17 protein-coding genes are annotated in these 17500 nt (G+C 51.5%); 5 read left to right on the top strand and 12 right to left on the bottom strand.

Features of this window, described 5'->3' with window-relative positions; all coding sequences use genetic code 11:
* Positions 1-10 precede the first annotated feature (10 nt).
* From cspE to GW579_RS12915, 4 genes are all read right to left on the bottom strand, one after another.
* Positions 11-220, bottom strand: coding sequence for a transcription antiterminator/RNA stability regulator CspE (cspE, locus tag GW579_RS12930; protein ID WP_009636912.1), 210 nt, complete (start codon positions 218-220; stop codon positions 11-13).
* A 177-nt stretch (positions 221-397) separates the two neighbouring features.
* Complete coding sequence (locus tag GW579_RS12925) at positions 398-1135, bottom strand: DUF2076 domain-containing protein (protein ID WP_165059403.1); 738 nt, start codon at positions 1133-1135, stop codon at positions 398-400.
* A 183-nt stretch (positions 1136-1318) separates the two neighbouring features.
* The gene (locus tag GW579_RS12920) at positions 1319-2452 is read right to left on the bottom strand and encodes an ABC transporter substrate-binding protein (RefSeq protein ID WP_165059401.1); all 1134 of its coding nucleotides are present in this window, start codon (positions 2450-2452) and stop codon (positions 1319-1321) included.
* Positions 2453-2641: 189 nt separating this feature from the next.
* Positions 2642-4759 (bottom strand): prolyl oligopeptidase family serine peptidase, encoded by a 2118-nt coding sequence (locus tag GW579_RS12915; RefSeq protein WP_165059399.1) that lies wholly within the window; start codon positions 4757-4759, stop codon positions 2642-2644.
* 300 nt (positions 4760-5059) lie between these two features.
* Here GW579_RS12915 and GW579_RS12910 point away from each other — a divergent pair, with 300 nt between their 5' ends.
* Positions 5060-5305, top strand: a complete 246-nt coding sequence (locus tag GW579_RS12910) for a hypothetical protein (protein WP_104922965.1) — start codon at positions 5060-5062, stop codon at positions 5303-5305.
* 42 nt (positions 5306-5347) lie between these two features.
* Here GW579_RS12910 and GW579_RS12905 read toward each other — a convergent pair whose 3' ends face one another.
* The 4 genes from GW579_RS12905 to GW579_RS12890 form a co-directional block, all read right to left on the bottom strand.
* Positions 5348-5866 (bottom strand): cupin domain-containing protein, encoded by a 519-nt coding sequence (locus tag GW579_RS12905; protein WP_152326417.1) that lies wholly within the window; start codon positions 5864-5866, stop codon positions 5348-5350.
* A 50-nt stretch (positions 5867-5916) separates the two neighbouring features.
* On the bottom strand, positions 5917-6282 hold the full coding sequence (locus tag GW579_RS12900; RefSeq protein WP_152326416.1) for a hypothetical protein: 366 nt from the start codon (positions 6280-6282) through the stop codon (positions 5917-5919).
* A gap of 50 nt (positions 6283-6332) precedes the next feature.
* The gene (locus GW579_RS12895) at positions 6333-7316 is read right to left on the bottom strand and encodes a diguanylate cyclase (RefSeq protein ID WP_235937368.1); all 984 of its coding nucleotides are present in this window, start codon (positions 7314-7316) and stop codon (positions 6333-6335) included.
* 314 nt (positions 7317-7630) lie between these two features.
* Positions 7631-9817 carry a TonB-dependent siderophore receptor gene (locus GW579_RS12890; protein WP_165059397.1) on the bottom strand — a complete coding sequence of 729 codons (2187 nt, stop codon included), beginning with the start codon at positions 9815-9817 and terminating at the stop codon, positions 7631-7633.
* Positions 9818-10288: 471 nt separating this feature from the next.
* On the opposite strand from GW579_RS12890, the gene GW579_RS12885 reads away from it, so the two are divergent.
* The 3 genes from GW579_RS12885 to GW579_RS12875 are packed head-to-tail and all read left to right on the top strand — an operon-like array spanning position 10289 to position 13063.
* Complete coding sequence (locus GW579_RS12885) at positions 10289-11182, top strand: substrate-binding domain-containing protein (protein WP_268959602.1); 894 nt, start codon at positions 10289-10291, stop codon at positions 11180-11182.
* Complete coding sequence (locus GW579_RS12880; protein WP_165059394.1) at positions 11179-12099, top strand: PstS family phosphate ABC transporter substrate-binding protein; 921 nt, start codon at positions 11179-11181, stop codon at positions 12097-12099. Before GW579_RS12885 ends, GW579_RS12880 begins: the two co-directional genes overlap by 4 nt.
* A gap of 58 nt (positions 12100-12157) precedes the next feature.
* A complete protein-coding gene (locus tag GW579_RS12875; RefSeq protein ID WP_165059392.1) occupies positions 12158-13063 on the top strand; it encodes an SIS domain-containing protein in 906 nt (301 codons plus the stop codon).
* A gap of 63 nt (positions 13064-13126) precedes the next feature.
* Here the strand turns inward: GW579_RS12875 and GW579_RS12870 are convergent, their stop codons facing one another.
* From GW579_RS12870 to GW579_RS12860, 3 genes are all read right to left on the bottom strand, one after another.
* Complete coding sequence (locus GW579_RS12870; protein WP_165059723.1) at positions 13127-13522, bottom strand: (R)-mandelonitrile lyase; 396 nt, start codon at positions 13520-13522, stop codon at positions 13127-13129.
* Positions 13523-13816: 294 nt separating this feature from the next.
* Positions 13817-14371, bottom strand: a complete 555-nt coding sequence (locus tag GW579_RS12865) for a sugar O-acetyltransferase (protein WP_193333150.1) — start codon at positions 14369-14371, stop codon at positions 13817-13819.
* A 34-nt stretch (positions 14372-14405) separates the two neighbouring features.
* Positions 14406-15821 carry a sugar porter family MFS transporter gene (locus GW579_RS12860; protein ID WP_165059390.1) on the bottom strand — a complete coding sequence of 472 codons (1416 nt, stop codon included), beginning with the start codon at positions 15819-15821 and terminating at the stop codon, positions 14406-14408.
* Between the two features lie 346 nt (positions 15822-16167).
* Here GW579_RS12860 and GW579_RS12855 point away from each other — a divergent pair, with 346 nt between their 5' ends.
* Complete coding sequence (locus GW579_RS12855; RefSeq protein ID WP_152326409.1) at positions 16168-16503, top strand: hypothetical protein; 336 nt, start codon at positions 16168-16170, stop codon at positions 16501-16503.
* Positions 16504-16526: 23 nt separating this feature from the next.
* Here GW579_RS12855 and GW579_RS12850 read toward each other — a convergent pair whose 3' ends face one another.
* Positions 16527-17411, bottom strand: a complete 885-nt coding sequence (locus GW579_RS12850; RefSeq protein WP_165059388.1) for a LysR family transcriptional regulator — start codon at positions 17409-17411, stop codon at positions 16527-16529.
* Positions 17412-17500: the final 89 nt, after the last annotated feature.

Here is a 17500-nt window from a genome sequence, read left to right as displayed (position 1 = left end):
TCGGCTAAAGTCAGATAGCGATAACGTTAGCAGCCGACGGGCCTTTGGCACCATTGGTGATTTCGAACTCTACGCGTTGGCCTTCAGCAAGGGTCTTGAAACCATTGCTGGAAATAGCAGAGAAATGAACGAAAACATCTTTGCTGCCATCTTCAGGGGTAATGAAACCAAAACCTTTAGATTCATTGAACCACTTAACGCTACCTTTAATCTTAGACATCAAACTTACCTTTACGTGAATGTTGGACACAAAACGTGTGTCAAATACAGTACAGCAACAGATTTAACTTTTGTCCAGAATTCTGATGGCAATAAGCGATAAAGCTCTCACTCTTCACTTTCTGCCGCCGTTTTCTGCTGTCAGAACGGCCTTTAATAGCCTTCTGACATCAAGCGGTTAGAAAAACGAATCATCGTCGTTGCTATAATCGTCGGAATCAAAGTCGTCAGAACCAAACCCTAAATCCGAATTATCGTTACGCAACGAGGCATCTTCCCAGGACGGTATATTGCTGTCGAAACCCTGTGAGTTGTCGAGGAAACTGCTGTCGGCAGGATTCAGATCCTGCACGGGCGGCTCTTCAATGATATTGACGATTTCCTGCGGCTGACTGTGATGGAACATTCCGGTCAGCATATCTGCCAGCACAACCCCACCCGCAACACCGGCGGCAGTCCGCAATGCGCTGCCCAGAAAGCCCGGTGCCTGTGGCGCGGCCTGAGCCGGAGCCTGCTGTTGTGGCGCGTATTGTTGCTGCTGAGGCTGTGCGCCCCAGGCTTGCGTACCCGGGATTGGCTGGCTGCCTTGTGAAGACTGACGCGCGGGTTCAGGCTGTGCCGAACCACCGCCAAACAGCCCGGCGAGGAAACCGGTACTTTGCGGTTTCGCGTTCTGTGCCTGCTGTTGCAACTGTTCGTTTTGCTGTTGCAGTTCCTTCACCTGAGCATTCAGCTTGGTCAGCGCCGCTTCCTGAATAATCATCGCCTGCGCCATGTAATAAGGGGCTGACGGTTGCTGGCGGATATGGGCCTGAATCACACGTTCAGCTTCCGCATCGCGCGGTGCCGTATTGGACTCAGCCTGTTGTAAACGACTAAAAAGCCCGTCAATTAAACGCTGTTCTTCAGATTGCATAAATTCACCTTGTTGATGTGTCGTACTACGCCAGTCGGCGTTATGCAGATACAGTAATACAGTTATATTTTTGTATGAATTAACGGAGTGTCAACAAATGTGACGGAGGTAAAGTTTGTGCAGAAGCGCCGTGACGGGGTTGAAAACCCGCCTGCGAGACCACAGGCGGGGAGGCTCAAAGACTTATTTCTTCGGTGACCAGCCCAGAATGAAATCCTGATCCGGCAGATTGGTGTAGTTACGCACCAGGTCGTGGTAGGTTTTTGCCGGATCCAGATTTTTAAACTGTTCCGGATAAATGAATTTCGCCAGATATTCCATCCCGACGATATTGTACGGGTGGTTGTAGAACTGGTGGTAAACGCCGTAAACGTGCTGGCTGCTGACCGCCGGGATCTGCGCCACACCGGTGCGGGAAAGCAGAACTTTCGCTTCCTTGTCGATGCTGGCCTCATTCGCGCCATAACCGAACGGCAGAATGTGGGTCACGGAACCGTTTTTACTCGGGCGCGCGGAACCGGTCATGATGTAAACATCCGGCTTCATGCTGATCACCTGCTCCAGAGAAACCGTGCCTGATGCGCCCGGCAGCAATTTGGTGCCGATATTATTGGCGTCTACCGCCTGAATCAGTTTGCCCCAGCCCGCGTCGCCGTGAGTAAAGCAGCAGGAATCATCGCGACCGGCAATCGGCTCGATGAACACGTTTGGTTTGTTTTTAATAGCAGCAACGGCTTTCTGAATGCTCTGGAAGTGCTCGTTATAGAACGCGGTGTACGCGCGGGCATTGTCTTCCTTATTCACAATTTTACCCAGCAGCTCAATGCTCGGTGCCGTGTCTTTCGCCGGATCCGCTTCGTAGTCAACGAAAACAACCGGGATGTGCAGCGCGGCAAGTTTATCCAGAACACCCGCCTGTGCCAGAGAATTCTTCGCACGTACCTGCGCAATCATCAGGTCAGGTTTTTTGGAAATCACGGTTTCCAGATCAACCTGCCCTTTGTCCGTGAATCCCATATCCAGAATTTTGGACGACTCAGGCCATTTGCTTTTCAGCATGTCCCAGGTGCCGCTGTCGGTGGTCTTCAGCAGATTGTTCCACGCCACGACGCGCTTAAACGGATCGGCTTTATCCAGCACAGCAAGCGCCAGAATATCGCGGCCATCCTGCAAGATGATGCGCTGCGGGGCTTTGTCGAGCGTCACTTTCTGCCCGCTAAGATCGGTAACAGTCAGCGGATAGGTGGTAGCAAAAGTGGAAAATGAAGCGGCCATCAGACCTGCGACAGACAGCACGCGAGCGGTATTCTTTAACATGCAAATCCCCGAAAATGAGAATGAATAAGAAATGATTTTGATAATTGTTATCAAATGAAGCGGAAATAATAAACAACGAATGAAGGGCGAGGCAACGCTTTTGGAAGGGAAAAAGCCTGATAAAACATGTCGAAATATGACTGAGTGGGAAATTTCCCCCGCCCAGTCATGTAACGCCGTGCGCGGAAGTTACGGTTTACGCCCGATGAAATGCAGCAGGAACTCGCTCACCAGAGCACGTTTAAATGCCGACTGCGTTTTGTCCGCCGCCGCGCTGTGCCCGCCCTCGGTGTTCTCGTAGAAATACACGTCAGGAATACCCAGTGCCTGCATCTTCGCGGCCATTTTTCGTGCATGATCCGGCCCGACGCGGTCATCGCTGGTCGCGGTCGAGAACAATACCGGCGGATATTTTTTCTGCGGGTCGATATTGTGATATGGCGAAAATTCGCGGATAAACGCCCACTCTTCCGGCTTTTGCGGGTCGCCGTATTCGGCAATCCACGACGCCCCCGCGGAAATCTGCGTGTAGCGCTGCATATCCAGCAGAGGCACTTCGCAGACTATCGCGCCGAACAGTTCCGGATAGCGTGTCAGCATATTGCCCACCAGCAGGCCTCCGTTACTGCCGCCCTGCGCCGCCAGATGCGCCGGTGACGTGATTTGGCTGGCAATCAGCGCCTTCGCCACTGAAGCAAAATCTTCATACGCACGCAGGCGCTTTTCTTTCAGCGCGGCTTTATGCCACTCAGGCCCGTACTCGCCACCGCCACGGATATTCGCGACCACGAAAACGCCGCCGCGATCAAGCCACGACACACCGCTCACGCCCAGATAATACGGCTCCAGCGACACTTCAAAACCGCCATAACCGTATAACAGCGTCGGATTTTTGCCGTCATAAACCACATTTTTGCGGCTGATCACGAAATAAGGCACGCGCGTCCCGTCGTCAGATTGCGCAAAGTGCTGGCTGACCTGATAGCGGGAGGCGTCAAAATGCGACGGATCCTGTTTCAGCAATTCGGCTTCGGCGTTAGCGCCGTTGTCCAGATTGCCCAGCGAGAGGCTGGCGGGTTGCAGGAAACCGCTGACGCTCATGAAGTATTCGTTGGTTTTATCATCCACGCCCCAGGCGCTGATTTTACTCAGCTCCGGCACATGCCCGAACGGTTCACGCTGCCATTCGCCATTCTTTGGTGTCAGCACTTCAAGGCGATTTACCACATCACGGGTCAGGCTGAGAATGATGTGATCACGGGTATGTGAGTAACCGTTGAGCTGATCGCGGGTTTGCGTCACGCCGCTGAGCGCGGAACCGGTATCAGGAACAAACAGCGGTTTCAGCGTGCGCTCACCTGCCATAAAGGCGTCAAAATTCATCGTCAGCAATGAACCTGACGGCCAGCGCTGGCCATTCACCTGCCATTCGCTGGACGGTTCGATAAGGATCCATTCCTGCCAGGTGGTGAATTTGGCATCGTCCGGAATGTCGATTTTGACCAGCGAGCGGGTCTCGTCCACCAGAAAAACTTCGCGATGATAGAAGTCGATAACCCGCACCACGTAATTGCGTTTAATGTCCCCGTCAGATCCCTGATAACCCGCAGCCATCATGTCTTTTTGCCCGGCGCTGTAAACCGTCACCGCTTCGCTGAGCGGCGTTCCGCGTTGCCAGATTTTCACGATACGCGGATAGCCGGAATCGGTCATCGAACCTTCGCCAAAATCGGTGGCGACAAACATATGGTCGACATCAATCCAGCTGATGCGGCTTTTGGCTACCGGCAGATAAAAACCGCCGGTGACAAATTCTTTGGTTTTCAAATCAAATTCGCGGACTTCGCAGGCATCGCCGCCGTCCGGAGAAAGCACAACGAAAGCGCGCTCAAAGCCCGGTTTCAGGTTCAAGAAGCCCGAGAAAACCCATTCAATATTTTCGGCTTTACCCAGCGCATCGACGTCGAGCACCGTTTCCCAGCGCGGTTCGGCTTTGCGGAATTCATCGAGCGTGGTTTTGCGCAATAATCCTTTTGGATTTTTCGCATCCTGCCAGAAGTTGTACCAGTCGTTATCGCATTTCCAGACACCCGGAATTTGCTCGGGGGAATTCAGCCCCTGAAGCACTTTTTCGCGGATCGGGTCAAAATCTTTTCCGTGCGTGAAAGCAGAAAGTGTGACCGAATTTTGCTCATGTGCCCAGGCCAGCGCTTTTTCATTGCGCAATCCTTCCAGCCAGATAAATTCGTCCTGCCCGATTTCTGACACTGTTTTGCGTAAATCTGATTCGCGTGAATCTGTGGTCATATTGTTGCGTCCTTCCCGTCCTGAGAAATAAATTAAAAGTCAGACTTGGGGTTTAGATAACTGTTTTGCTCACGTCATTTCAAGCGTTTTTCAAACACAGATGATTCACAATCTTTCCGAAAAATCCGAATATGCGATCCCAAAGGGTTCTCTCGCCTTCTTTTTGTGAGTCAGTTCAAGCATTCAAATTATCTGAACGCCTATAAAGAAATCATTACCTTGTGATGACAAAAAATGACGTGGATCTGAGGTAGAAAAGGGGACACAGAAATCAGGCAGCAACAGGAAAGGAGCGAGAATATGGAATGGAAAATCATAGATATCCTGAGTATCCCACAGACCGGACTGAAATATATCTGCATTCAGGCATTCAAAAACCTGAAGCTTATCCTGTCTGTCGATAACGACTTTACACTGCAAACCGGCGACACTTTAGAGATTACGCCGGAGGGTTATTCCCTGAACCGCCACCAGGCGCAAAGCCTGAAAATTCATCGCATGATGCCGTATTGTCAGCAACGCTGGCAGTCACTGGGTATCCAGTAAGCGCATCTTCAATTTCATGAATGAATCCAAAAAAGCCGGTTTTTACACCGGCTTTTTGTTGGCTTCTCTTCTCGAATCTGAAAAACCGTCGTGGCTACCCAGTTCCTGTTCAGGCACATCCAGCCAGCGGTCTTTACGCGTTGCTTCATATTCCTGATTGAGCGGATAATGAATGCGGTTTTCCGGCTTATTCGCTTCGCCAACGACCAGCAAACGTACTTCTTCTTCACTGTTATTGATGAACGTATGGCAGATGCCGGTGCCGTGGGGAAACGCCACCGCGTCGCCAGGTTTAAGCCGGTGCAGGTGGCCATTTATCCACGCGTCAGGCTGGCCTTCCAGCACATAAACAAACTCATCTTCAGAACTTTCAGCATGCGCGTAACAGGTACGTCGCCCCGGCAGCAGACGTTCGTGATGAATGCCGATACGCGTCAGCCCCAGCGCTTTGCCGAGCGGTGCACCAATCGACATCAGTTCATCATCACCCGGATAACTGCTGTCGTCCGGGCCTTCGAGCTCACGCCAGTTGGCGATAAAGTCGGGTCTTTCCTTGCTCATCGTTGACTCCGTTTCCCGCCGGTCGCTGCATCCGTTTTACACAGCCGGCCTCAGTACAGCGACGGGGATTTTTGTTGAATTGAGTAAGTGTTTTGATTTGAATACGTGCTTTGCGTCGCCGGTTTCGGCAGACATGCAAATCTTATGTGTACCCGGTCGCCGTCATTGCTTTCACCCAGCGTCTGGAATTTCCCTGTACAAAAATCGAAGATCTTTTTATAGGTATCCGCGCGGCGCTGACGTTCCAGAATGGAAAACACGGAAGACTCATAGCTTGCCTGCCCCTGTACAAAAGACGCATCAAAGTTTGCAGGCCGGTAGACTTCCGCGCCAACGGGTTCATCAATCGATGAGCATCCTGCCAATAAAGTTGCTGCTGCCACCGCTGCTACCATCATTATTTTGATATTTTTCATTATTTATCCCGAGACATCTTCCATTCTATTCAGTGTAGATGAACAACGGCCTAAGCCCTGCCCGCGCTGCCAATACTGTTTTTTCCATTCTTTTTCACGCTTATCAATGCCCGTTCGGCGGCGGCCAGCCACTGATTGTAATTCTCATGATTTCTGGATGTCGCCACGCCAATGCTCATCGAGCACTGAAAACCAGAATCCTGCGACAGACGAATTTCCGAGGTTTTCAGCAACAACCGGTATCCGACCGCATACGCTTCTTCTTCGGAAATGCCCGGCAGTATCACCACAAATTCGTCACCGCCCAGTATGGCTGGAAAATCGTGCTCAGCCGTTTCCTTACGCAAAATAGTTGATACCGATCGTAAAACATAATCGCCCGCTTCGCGTCCGAACAGGTCATTCACCATTTTCAAATCATCGACGCCCAGCACCATCAGGCAGGCCAGATCCTGCTTTGAACGTTCAAATTCCAGCATCAGGCGGCGATCGAGCAAACGCCGGTTAGGCAGGCCAAGAAAGGGATCCATCAGCGCCGATTTTTCCAGTTCGTGCTGCTTATCGCGCAGTTTGCGGGAAATCGAATAATTGGCGGCGCTGAACGCAATAATGTAAATCGTGGAAAGCGGCAGCGTCAGCCATAACGTCCGGTCGCTCACTTCGGTATAGAGGCTCATCCCGGAAAGCGGCCAGCACAGAATAAATCCGGCGCAGTAAAACAGCGCAGCACGGCGCAGTAATTGCCAGCCACCGGCAGAAAACCGGTCGGCAACCAGAATAGACGTAATGATCGCAGATGGCAGCGGACACACGCCCATCAGCGCGACCCATGCGCCACCGGCAATGGCGTCGAACGCCAGGTTTCTGAATTCAGCCTGATTAGGATGCCTGGAACGGCGGGAAATCAGCATTGCAACGTGCGGCCAGACAAACGCGTTCAGCACCAGAAAACCCATCGGGATCCAGGAAGCTTCGCGTTCTAAAAGCACCGAGGCAATGGGGAAAAAACAGAGAAAAGTGCCAAGTATGCGCATTAAATACATTCGTCGTAAGAAACGATCAGAACGCTCACGAACGAGACTTTCATCTGTAGAAAAATATGCCATACCCGAGAAGACTCAATGATTGATTTTTATTTATAGTAGTCGAGTTGGATATCACAGAGCTACTGAAAGCACCGGTTTTAATGGGCCGAACATCGGGGTTTTTTAGGCTTAAATAAAACGGGTCAGCGAATAAGCAGGTAATTTAGGATAAAAAGTCGAAAAGCTAAATCAGACGTGCAGAATTTATCGTGAGGGAGATTACGGGCAGCTTATTTGCCGCCCGCCCGGAATTGCCTGCGAAGTTAAAATTCGAACGTTGAGGAAAGAAGTAACGTTCTTGGCATCCCGACCGCCAGCTGGCCACTGCCTGCCGCGCTCCAGTAACGTTTGTCGGTGACATTATTCACGGTTGCCTGGAATGTGGCCCTGGTTCCCGCCAGTTTAGTGGTGTAACTCGCGCCCAGATTGTACGTCGTATAGCCCGCCACAAACGCCTGATTCTGGGCATTCACCGGTCGTGAGCCGACATAATACGCGCCACCATTAACCGCCAGACCGTCAATGAAATCCAGCTTGTGGTTGATGAAGATGTTCGCCACTTTTTTCGGCGTATTTTCCGGCGTTTTCCCCAGCAGCTTTTCATTGGTGGTTGAGGTGACTTCCGCACTCAGCAACATGACAGAACCCATCACCGACGTATTTTCCGTGACGTCGCCCTGAAGCGAGAATTCCCCGCCGCGAAATCGTGCTTCGCCGTTAAGGGAATAAATCAGATCATCGCCGGTACTGGCAGACGGTTGTTTCAGCTCGAAATAAGCCGCCGACGCATAAAGTTCACCGTAAACCCGTGTGCGGATCCCCAATTCTTTCTGTTTGCTGACCGCCGCTTTCAGGGATTCCCCGGCGTTAGCGGCGGTTGATGGTGCCGTTCCCGCCGACTCCAGACCTTCCACATAACTGGCGTACAGGCTGATATCCGGCGTGACTTTATAAAGCACGCTGACGGCTGGCGTAACCGCGTGAACATCTTCGGAAGCCGCATCAAGCTGCTGGCTGGTATAGCGCCCGTAACGCACAGCGCCGGTCACCTGCCACTGATCGTTGAGCGTGATCCAATCTTGCAGGAACAGGCCGCCGTCGCGGATAGTCTGTTCTTTAAAGCTGCGGTCAGTCAGCGTTTTTTTACTGTTTTTAGCCGCACGCGTCAGCGATGTAATGGTCACCGGGTCATACATATTCTGCGCAGCAGAATACATGTAGGTTTCAAAACTCGGCTGGTAAAGACGGTTCTGACTGCCGCCAAATAACAATTCATGCTCAACGGAACCGGTATCAAACGTGCCTTTAATTTCCGCCCGGACGTTCTGGTTCAGATAATCCTGGCCAGGCTGATCGGCACCATAAACCGTTCCCTCGCCGGTCTGCGCATTGTAATTATCAAAGACCCACAACCAGCGGTCACGCTTGGTACGCGATTGCCCCGCGCTGACTTTACCCGTCCAGTTATCGGTCAGGGCATATTCAGCCTGAAGTAAGTGCGTTTCTGCCGAGGAATGCGTGTCTTTCCCTTTCATCGATAACAGCTTTTTCGGATCAGGTATTGAAGGAATGGTCATGACGCCATTAACGGCGGTCGGCGTGGCGATTGCCGCCTGCTCAGTAATACGTGCGCGGATTGACTCATAGTCATATTTGAGCAAAAGCCGATCCGTCGCCTGCCAGTCCAATGCTGCGCTGAACATCCGGCGGTTACCATTATCGCCGCCTATCGGCGTATGGATATTATTGGTGACGGCATTGATGCGGACGCCAAAATTTTTCTCTTCACCAAAGCGGTCAGCCAGATCGACGTGCGCGAGGGACGAGCCATTATCATCGGTCGAAAACGTCACCGTTCTGACAGGCTGCTGCCCCGCCCGTTTGGTCACCATATTCACCACGCCACCGGGCGCGACAAAGCCATAATAAAGTGCCGATGCGCCTTTCAGCACTTCCATCCGCTCCTTATCTTCCATCGGAATCGGCAGGTTATTATCAAAAGGCAGAACGCCGTTAAACATATAACTTGAGCGGTTATCCAGATTAATACCGCGAACGGAAAGCTGGTCGTAAGCAATTCCGCTTTGTTGCTGGCGAACAATACCCGCCACATTTCGCAAAGCGTCAAATAAGCCCGTGCCCTGCTGCGCCTGAATAATATCTTTGGAAACGACGCTGACTGAGGCGGGAACATCCATCATATCGCGTCCCTGATAAGCCCCCACGTCGGCATAGCCGGGAATATATCCCGAAGGTTCGCTGTAAGAGCTTCCGTTAACTTCAATGGTGTCATCTTTTTGCAGATTTGTATTATCACTACTTTGATCAGGGTATTTAACGCTATTTTCGCCGGAACGCGTTTCAGCCAGACTTTCCCTGACAGGCAATAAAACAGGAAAGCTGGCAATTAACAGCGACAGCGCGTTTTTTTTCATTTTGTTGAAGTTCATACAATCCCCAAAAACATCCGTAAAAGTATTTAAATCAAAATTAATTTCAGGCCGGCTTTTATTATTTTTTTCAGCATATCCGTGCCGACTTTCTCAGGAAGAAAACCTGATTACTGACTCGCTTATTGCGCGAAACACCGGGCGCCGCTGGCCAGTTCCTGCTCAATCTTACAGGAATCAAAGGGCTCACTAAATTAGAATGATTATCATTCCATCACATAGGGCTGTAGTAGTAAACGTCAGGCAATGAAGTGTAAAAAAGAGAAGCCCGGCGGAGTAAAAACCGGGATTTCATTTTTTATATCCCTCTGAAATTGAATATATTATTTTCGTAATCTGTTCTGCAAAACTCACCCGGAATAGCCCTGATATCCCGACACACCTTCGTAGCGTTGACTACTACAGTTACGTACTTCATCATGATTCTTAAAGGATAATGATAATTCTTCTCATGCATCACTGAGATGAGTTATGCATGATCGCGCAAGTTTTAAAGACTCAGCCAGAAGGAATAACAGATTGAACCCGGACAGCCCCCTGCCCGCTCCAGCGCAGTACCCCTCTGAAAAGAAAAGCGTTATCAGGATTACCGCAAAGCCAGAACTTGTGCCGTTGGTTGAAAAAATCATTGCGGCATTCCGTCGCGTTCACCCTGATATTCCGGTCGCCGCCACTTTTTGCCATGACGATGCCGCGTTTGCCTTTCTGATTAACCGACGTTCCACGATGGCGCTGATTGAAAGAGAAATTACGCCCACGGAATCCGTGCCGTATAAAAAGCAGCGCGGCTCGGCACCGTTTTCTGTGAAGCTGGCGGTCAGTCCGGCAACGCCAGCCGTGTACGTGCATCACAGTAATCCGCTGACTGAAATTTCGGTGACGCAACTTTCACAGATTTTCACGCGCGGAAATGCACAGGGTGATTTTTCGAACTGGGGACAACTCCTTTCGTCTTCTCACGATGCCAGTATTCTGCCGCTGAGCCTGCCGGAAGACAGCGCCCTTCAGGTGTTTTTACAAAAGCATTTATTTGCCGGACGTGAGCTGACTGCGCGGACTGAATATGTGCTGGATTCGGCCACGCTTCTGGCGCGGCTTGAGAATATGCCAGACGGCATTGGCATTGCTGACTCCGCCGGAGAACATCCGCTATTACGTAAAATGACGCTGACGGGCCAGGCGCGCGACCCGCTTACCCGTTTTCTGTCTCTTTATCTGCCCGCCAGTGAAGGCCACGACGCACATAGACTGGCCGGTTTCCTGCTCTCCGATGACGGTCAGACAATAATCGCAGAGACAACCTGTCTGCCTCTGGAACCTGCTGAGCTCGCTCAGCAGCGTGCAATATTCGCGGTGCATTCATGAATTCAAACACAATAAATCTCCCGCTGCCGATTGTCGGAAATGACGGCATGGCCTCTCTGATCCTTCCGTGGTGCGCACTTTTCCGCGAAGCGAATCCGGCAATTTCTTTCGACTGCACGCTGGAAGGCTCGTCAACAGCGATTATGGCACTGGCGGCGGATGCCAGCTGGCTGGCACCGATGTCGCGCGCGCCGTGGCCTCATGAACTGGCGGCTTTTGAGCGCGTAAAAGGTTACCGGCCGACGGAAATCCATGTCGGATATACCGGCCACGGACCGCGACCGGAAGCCAAAAGTCCGCCTGCGATTTATGTTCACCGTGATAACCCTATGGCGGGACTGACAATGGCGCAGCTGGCCTCGGTTTTCTCTTCAGGGCAAAGCTGCGGAGATATCACTGACTGGCAGCAACTGGGGCTCGAAGGCAAATGGCATAAACGGCGCATTCATCTTTATGGCCTGCGAGATAACGGGAAATACGCCACCGCATTCCGGTATGCGCATCTGGCCGGGCGCCATTATCCTGCCCATTATGAAGGCCTCGCCGATCGCCGCGCCGTGATTGAAGCCGTGGCGCAAGACCCGTTCGGGGCGGGCTGTCTGGGCTGGTGTAACGCGGCACTGTTCTCTGACGACGTGCGTATTTTGCCGCTGGCCTCAGAAGCAAACACCGCATTTTATTCGCCGGATTTAGTCAATGTGGCGCAGGGGAACTATCCGCTTTCAAGCTATGTTTCGCTCTGCTTTGACCTGCCGCCGGGCGCCACGCTGGATCCGCTGGTTAAAGCCTGGCTGGAAATGACGCTGTCTGATGAAGGGCAAACTATTGTGGCTGATCAGACCCACAGCCCGGAAGGATACGTGCCGCTGGAACCGTCGATGCTGGCTTATCAGCGGCAAAGACTGGCAAACCTGTAAGTCGCTCCCGAAGTACACTGTAAAAAAATGGCAGCAATGTGAATGAACAGGCGTAACTGTGAAAAAACCGAAAACTAAACCCAACCGCTCCGGCCCGGATCTCTACGGCGAACGTTTCCGCCTGCGTAAAAACCAGTTATCGCCACGCTTGTTTGCCGTTGCGCAGTATATTCATACTCACCGTGGCGCAGTGCTGGATAAAACCGCCATGGAAATCGCAGCGGATACCCAAAGCTCAGATGCTACGGTCGTGCGTGCCATTCAGGCGCTGGGGTTTTCCGGCCTGCGCGACCTGAAAAATGTGCTGGCCAGTTATCTCGGGGAGACGCTGACGTCGTCGGCAAAAATGGCAACTACGGTGAATTCCCTGACTCCGGATACCAATTCCAGCATTGATTTCGTGCTCGACGGCTATCTTTATACCTGCCAGATGCTGTCGGAGGAGAAGAACCGGCTGGCACTTTCGCGTGCCAACGCGTTGTTGAAAACCGCCGACCGGATAGCCATTTTTGGCATCGGAGCTTCCTCTCTGCTGGCGGAATATACCGCCCGTCTGTTCAACCGTAACGGGACGCCCGCGTATGTGCTTAACCGTACCGGCGCGTCGCTGAGTGAGCAACTGATCGGCATGCGTCCGGGCGATGTGCTGATTATGATGGCGCAACGAAGCGCCCATCGGGAAGGTGTAACAACGCTGGCAGAAGCCAAACGCCTGGGGATTTCAACTATTTTACTGACCGGCTCGGCTGAATCCGTTTTTATCAAAGAAGCGGACTGCGTGGTGTTTATTCCTCGCAGCGCTGATGCGGAAAAAATCCCCGTCCACGGCACGCCTGTCATTTGCCTCGAAATTCTGGTGCTGGCGCTGGCCGCCTCTTCACCAAAAGTCCCGCTTCAGACCATGAACCGGCTCTATGAGCTGAGTAATTCCATGACCAAGCCCCGCAAAAATCCGCGCGGATGATAAGACGCAGAAACCCCGTCCGGGACAACCGGACAGGATCGCGCTCATTTCTGATCCCCAAAATCACTTCTGGTATTGAGCGTCGGTCACTTTTTCCAGCCACTCCACCGGGCTGCCGTTAAGAGATTCGGCAATTGCAATGTGAGTCATGGCATTTTCCGGCGTAGCGCCGTGCCAGTGTTTAACCCCTTCAGGGATCCACACGATATCGCCGACATTCATTTCACGAATTTCACCGCCCTCTTCCTGCAACCAGCCACGGCCGTGAGTGATGATCAGCGTCTGGCCCAGCGGATGCGTGTGCCATGCGGTGCGCGCGCCCGGTTCAAAGGTCACGGTTGCACCCCCGACGCGCGCAGATTCAGTACCGCTGAACGGCGTATCGATGCGCACCTTGCCGGTAAAATAGCTTTCCGGGCCATTCTGTGAAGGAACAGAACCGCTTTTGGTAATTCTCATTTTGTCAGACATTTTACTCTCCGTTTTCTCGTTCTGATAAAAGGTACAGACATTCCGTTTAAACGACTAGATGACAAAATATGAAAGGAGCTATGAGCGGGATTCATAAATAAAACACAAAGCACGGCAGATTCAATATTAGAAAAATTGATAATTTATTGATTTTTATTAGAATTTCATTCATCCTTTGCGAACTTTAAGAAATATTGTATTTTTCGCATTTGCGGCCCGCCTGGAGCGGGCTTTTTTATGTTTTTAACACTGAAATTTGACTTAGGAATTTATTTAACACAATTAATCTACCCGACGAACCGCCCGGCACGGATTACCACAGGCAACAACGCCCTTTGGAATAGAACGAGTCACTACGCTGCCAGCACCAATTGTACTTCCCGCTCCGATGGTGACGCCTGGCAGAACGATGCACCCTCCGCCAATCCAGACATCATCACCGATTGTGACCGGTTGCGCGCTCCCGATATGTTCCCTGCGTAAATCACAATCCAGCGGATGTTGAGCGGTATAAATTTGCACATCTGGCCCGATAAAAACGTTATTCCCAATACACACCGGCGCGCAATCGAGCAGGACAAAATTGAAATTGATGAAAACGTTGTCCCCAAACGTTGTGTTAATACCGTAATCGATACGCATGCCTTTTTCAAAATGCACGTTGTGCCCAACCTGACCGAATATTTTTCTGATCAGGCTGTCTTTCTCAGCCACCTGACGCGCACCCAGTGCATTAAACTCGTCCACTTTGTCCCGGGTCTGGTAGCGGATTTCAATAAGTTCTTCATCATTAATCGGATAATCCAGACCGTTAACCATGCTTGTCAGCGCAGACATAATCTTCTCCCTGTTCAAAAATTTTTCAACCGGCTTACTGCCCGATATCCCGCAGTTTTTTCCCTGCCATCAGATTTCTTTCAATCTGTTCAAGCGTTACGTTTTTCGTTTCAGGAATAAGAATAAAAGTAATCACAACAAAAGCGAGATTCAGTGCGGTGTACAGCCAGAATGTTTCTGCGGCGCCAATATTGTCCATCAGCGTCAGGAAAGTCGCACCGATAATCATGTTGGAAATCCAGTTGGTGGTCGTTGAGCAGGTGATCCCAAAGTCGCGGCTTTTGAGGGGCTGAATTTCAGAACACAGGATCCACACCACCGGCGCAGCGCTCATGGCATACCCGGCGATACACATCATCGTCATCCCCACCGACAACCAGGAAAGCCCGGCTCCCGCCGTTCCGTGATTAAACTGCTGAAGGCAATATCCCAACACCAGCGTCCCGAGCGCTATCACGCTGAAACCTATTTTCAGCGCAGGTTTACGCCCCGCTTTATCAACCATGCCGATAGCAATGAAAGTCGCCAGCACAAACGTCAGGCCGACAATAATCGTGGCAATCATCTGTTCCTGTGTGCTGGTAAATCCGGCCAGATTAAAAATTTTCGGCGCGTAATACATGATGATATTCATGCCGGTAAATTGCTGCATGGCCTGCAATAACATGCCGAGATACACCGCCCGACGCACATTGCTGTTGGCTTTAAATAAATTCCAACCGCCCTGTTTTAACTTCAAACTTTCACGAATTTCATTCAGTTCCTGACGGGCCTTTTCAGAGGTATCGCGCAGCATCCGCAGCACACGTTCCGCTTCAATATGCTGTCCTTTCGCCGCCAGCCAGCGCGGGCTGTTGGGTAAAAAGCAGACCGCGAGCATCAGAACTAATGCAGGGATCGCCAGAACCCCCAGCATGGCGCGCCAGTCGCCGCTTGCGCTGAACGCCGTATCAGACAAAAAGGCCAGCAAAATACCGAAAGTCACCATCAGCTGATACATAGCGATCATTTTGCCGCGGATAGTTTCTGACGCCATTTCAGAGAGATACAGAGGCGCAGTATAAGAGGCGATGCCAACTGCAAATCCGAGGATCAGACGAGAAACCATCAGAATTTCAACACCTGAAGCAAACGCTGAGCCAAGCGAACCGAGAACAAACAATAATGCTGCGGCCATCAGGCTGTATTTGCGCCCCAGCCGGAAAGAGAGCCAGCCATTGGCAAGCGCCCCGAATGCCGCGCCGAGCATCATAATGCTGACGACCCATTCCTGCTGCCGGCTGGTAAGGACGAAATGGTCAGTAATAAAGGGAAGCGCACCCGAAATCACACCGATATCAAGGCCGAACAACAGCCCGGCCATCGCCGCCGCGAAAGACACAAAGAGGTTCATCACTTTGGTATTTTTCAGTGGATTTTCAGTCAGTTTTGCTACATCAGATGACGACATTTTTTTTCTCCGGATAGAAGGAAACACAGCAACGGACATCAGAAAAAAATAAATCCGGTCTTCACGATAAGCACAACGCACCCCGGCAGTGAGAGCAGGACGGGTACATATATAAACAATCGTGCTGCGCCGGATTTTTTGTGATCAAGATCACCAGCCCGCAGCAATCACATTAAATAAACGTGTCAGCCGAACCCTCACGATTTGCGAGACACTTTCCAAATCTGAATTAAAAACACTGTAAATACATACAGTCTGTTTCTTTATTTCTCGGTCAGGAATAGAGTCAACCCGGTAAAGGCGGCCCGGAAAGCTGCTTCAATTTTACTGACTCGGGATAAACATCATGATGAATTTCGAAAGCGGCACAGCATTTCAGCAAAACTCAGTCACCGTTTTTCGCTCACTGGTTGCCGGGCTGGATCTGGGGAATTTTAACGAGGGGCAGCTTTACGACCTGAGCGCACTGGCGTCAGAATCCGCCGAAGGTTTATGCCAAGGCTTACTGTGCCTGAGTGAAGGGCTGGAGAACGGAGAATTGTTGCCGCCCGAAGGCATTTTGCAGGTCAGCGCCTACCTGAAAGCCTCAGCGCATATCTTGCCGGTCCTGTTTGAGTTGTCGGAAAAAGCCAGCGACAAGCTGGGGAAAGTGAAGAAAAAGATAACTTACCCGATGATGTGACCATCACTAGCAGGCGTGCCGGGTTACGGGATTAATTGCTGCATAAAATATTCAAAGAAAGATGAAACCACGGTAGCGGCGGGCCTTATGGGTAAACGGAGTAAATGCATGGGTCTGGATACCGGCGCGTAATCGGGTAATACGCGGTTCAGCCGTCCGGCCTCTATATCATCTTGCAGCGTGACGCAGGAATGCATAACTACGCCCAGACCAGATAACGCGGCCTGACGGATAGCTTCACCGGAATCCACGGTAAGGCGCGGGACGATATCTACATCAATCTGACCGTCCGGCCCCAGGAGTTGCCAGCGATGAGCAGAGCGCCACTGGCTGAAACTGACACAATGGTGGCGGGCTAAATCAGCGGGCGTTGCCGGTGTTCCGTGAGTCTCCAGATACGACGGTGAGGCTGCAAGCACCATCTCATAAGGCGGTAAAGGAACGGCGACATATCCTTCGTCCTGAAGATTACCAATGCGTATCGCTATCTGAAAACGCTCTTCAATCATATCCACACGGCGGTCGCTCAGAACCAGATCGGCGTTGACGGCGGGATAGCGTTGCAGAAATTTCGACAATATTGGCGTGAGGATACGCTGACCAAACGCAACCGGCGCGCTGATACGCAGCATGCCCGTCACCTGTTCGTTAAGATGACGCGCCAGAGAATCGGCATCTTCAATCATTGCGAGGATCTGCACTCCGTAAAGATAAAAACGGTGCCCTGCTTCCGTCAGCCCCTGACGCCGGGTGGTCCGGTTAATCAACACGCAGCCCGTGCGGGTCTCCAGCATCTGGATGTGCTTACCGACCATAGCAGGCGTGATACCCAGCTTATCGGCGGCGGCCGTAAAACTTCCGGATTCTGTCGCGGTGATGAACGATTCGACACACTTCAGGTAATCCATTGCTCTGCTCCGTGAGGATAAAATGAAGCATTATAAATTTTTATTATCGAATAAATAAAGCAGACCGCTGTTTATCTCCTGCGACCGCT

Origin of the sequence: Rahnella contaminans (genome assembly GCF_011065485.1) — a bacterium.
Lineage (GTDB): Bacteria > Pseudomonadota > Gammaproteobacteria > Enterobacterales > Enterobacteriaceae > Rahnella > Rahnella contaminans.
This window is presented reverse-complemented; position numbering and strand designations above follow the sequence as displayed.

What these genes read in the sequence shown, in the direction of transcription:
- cspE (WP_009636912.1), bottom strand. Translation starts at nt 220, where the DNA reads ATGTCTAAGATTAAAGGTAGCGTTAAGTGGTTCAATGAATCTAAAGGT.
- GW579_RS12925 (WP_165059403.1), bottom strand. Translation starts at nt 1,135, where the DNA reads ATGCAATCTGAAGAACAGCGTTTAATTGACGGGCTTTTTAGTCGTTTA.
- GW579_RS12920 (WP_165059401.1), bottom strand. Translation starts at nt 2,452, where the DNA reads ATGTTAAAGAATACCGCTCGCGTGCTGTCTGTCGCAGGTCTGATGGCC.
- GW579_RS12915 (WP_165059399.1), bottom strand. Translation starts at nt 4,759, where the DNA reads ATGACCACAGATTCACGCGAATCAGATTTACGCAAAACAGTGTCAGAA.
- GW579_RS12910 (WP_104922965.1), top strand. Translation starts at nt 5,060, where the DNA reads ATGGAATGGAAAATCATAGATATCCTGAGTATCCCACAGACCGGACTG.
- GW579_RS12905 (WP_152326417.1), bottom strand. Translation starts at nt 5,866, where the DNA reads ATGAGCAAGGAAAGACCCGACTTTATCGCCAACTGGCGTGAGCTCGAA.
- GW579_RS12900 (WP_152326416.1), bottom strand. Translation starts at nt 6,282, where the DNA reads ATGAAAAATATCAAAATAATGATGGTAGCAGCGGTGGCAGCAGCAACT.
- GW579_RS12895 (WP_235937368.1), bottom strand. Translation starts at nt 7,316, where the DNA reads ATGCGCATACTTGGCACTTTTCTCTGTTTTTTCCCCATTGCCTCGGTG.
- GW579_RS12890 (WP_165059397.1), bottom strand. Translation starts at nt 9,817, where the DNA reads ATGAACTTCAACAAAATGAAAAAAAACGCGCTGTCGCTGTTAATTGCC.
- GW579_RS12885 (WP_268959602.1), top strand. Translation starts at nt 10,289, where the DNA reads ATGCATGATCGCGCAAGTTTTAAAGACTCAGCCAGAAGGAATAACAGA.
- GW579_RS12880 (WP_165059394.1), top strand. Translation starts at nt 11,179, where the DNA reads ATGAATTCAAACACAATAAATCTCCCGCTGCCGATTGTCGGAAATGAC.
- GW579_RS12870 (WP_165059723.1), bottom strand. Translation starts at nt 13,522, where the DNA reads ATGAGAATTACCAAAAGCGGTTCTGTTCCTTCACAGAATGGCCCGGAA.
- GW579_RS12865 (WP_193333150.1), bottom strand. Translation starts at nt 14,371, where the DNA reads ATGTCTGCGCTGACAAGCATGGTTAACGGTCTGGATTATCCGATTAAT.
- GW579_RS12860 (WP_165059390.1), bottom strand. Translation starts at nt 15,821, where the DNA reads ATGTCGTCATCTGATGTAGCAAAACTGACTGAAAATCCACTGAAAAAT.
- GW579_RS12855 (WP_152326409.1), top strand. Translation starts at nt 16,168, where the DNA reads ATGATGAATTTCGAAAGCGGCACAGCATTTCAGCAAAACTCAGTCACC.
- GW579_RS12850 (WP_165059388.1), bottom strand. Translation starts at nt 17,411, where the DNA reads ATGGATTACCTGAAGTGTGTCGAATCGTTCATCACCGCGACAGAATCC.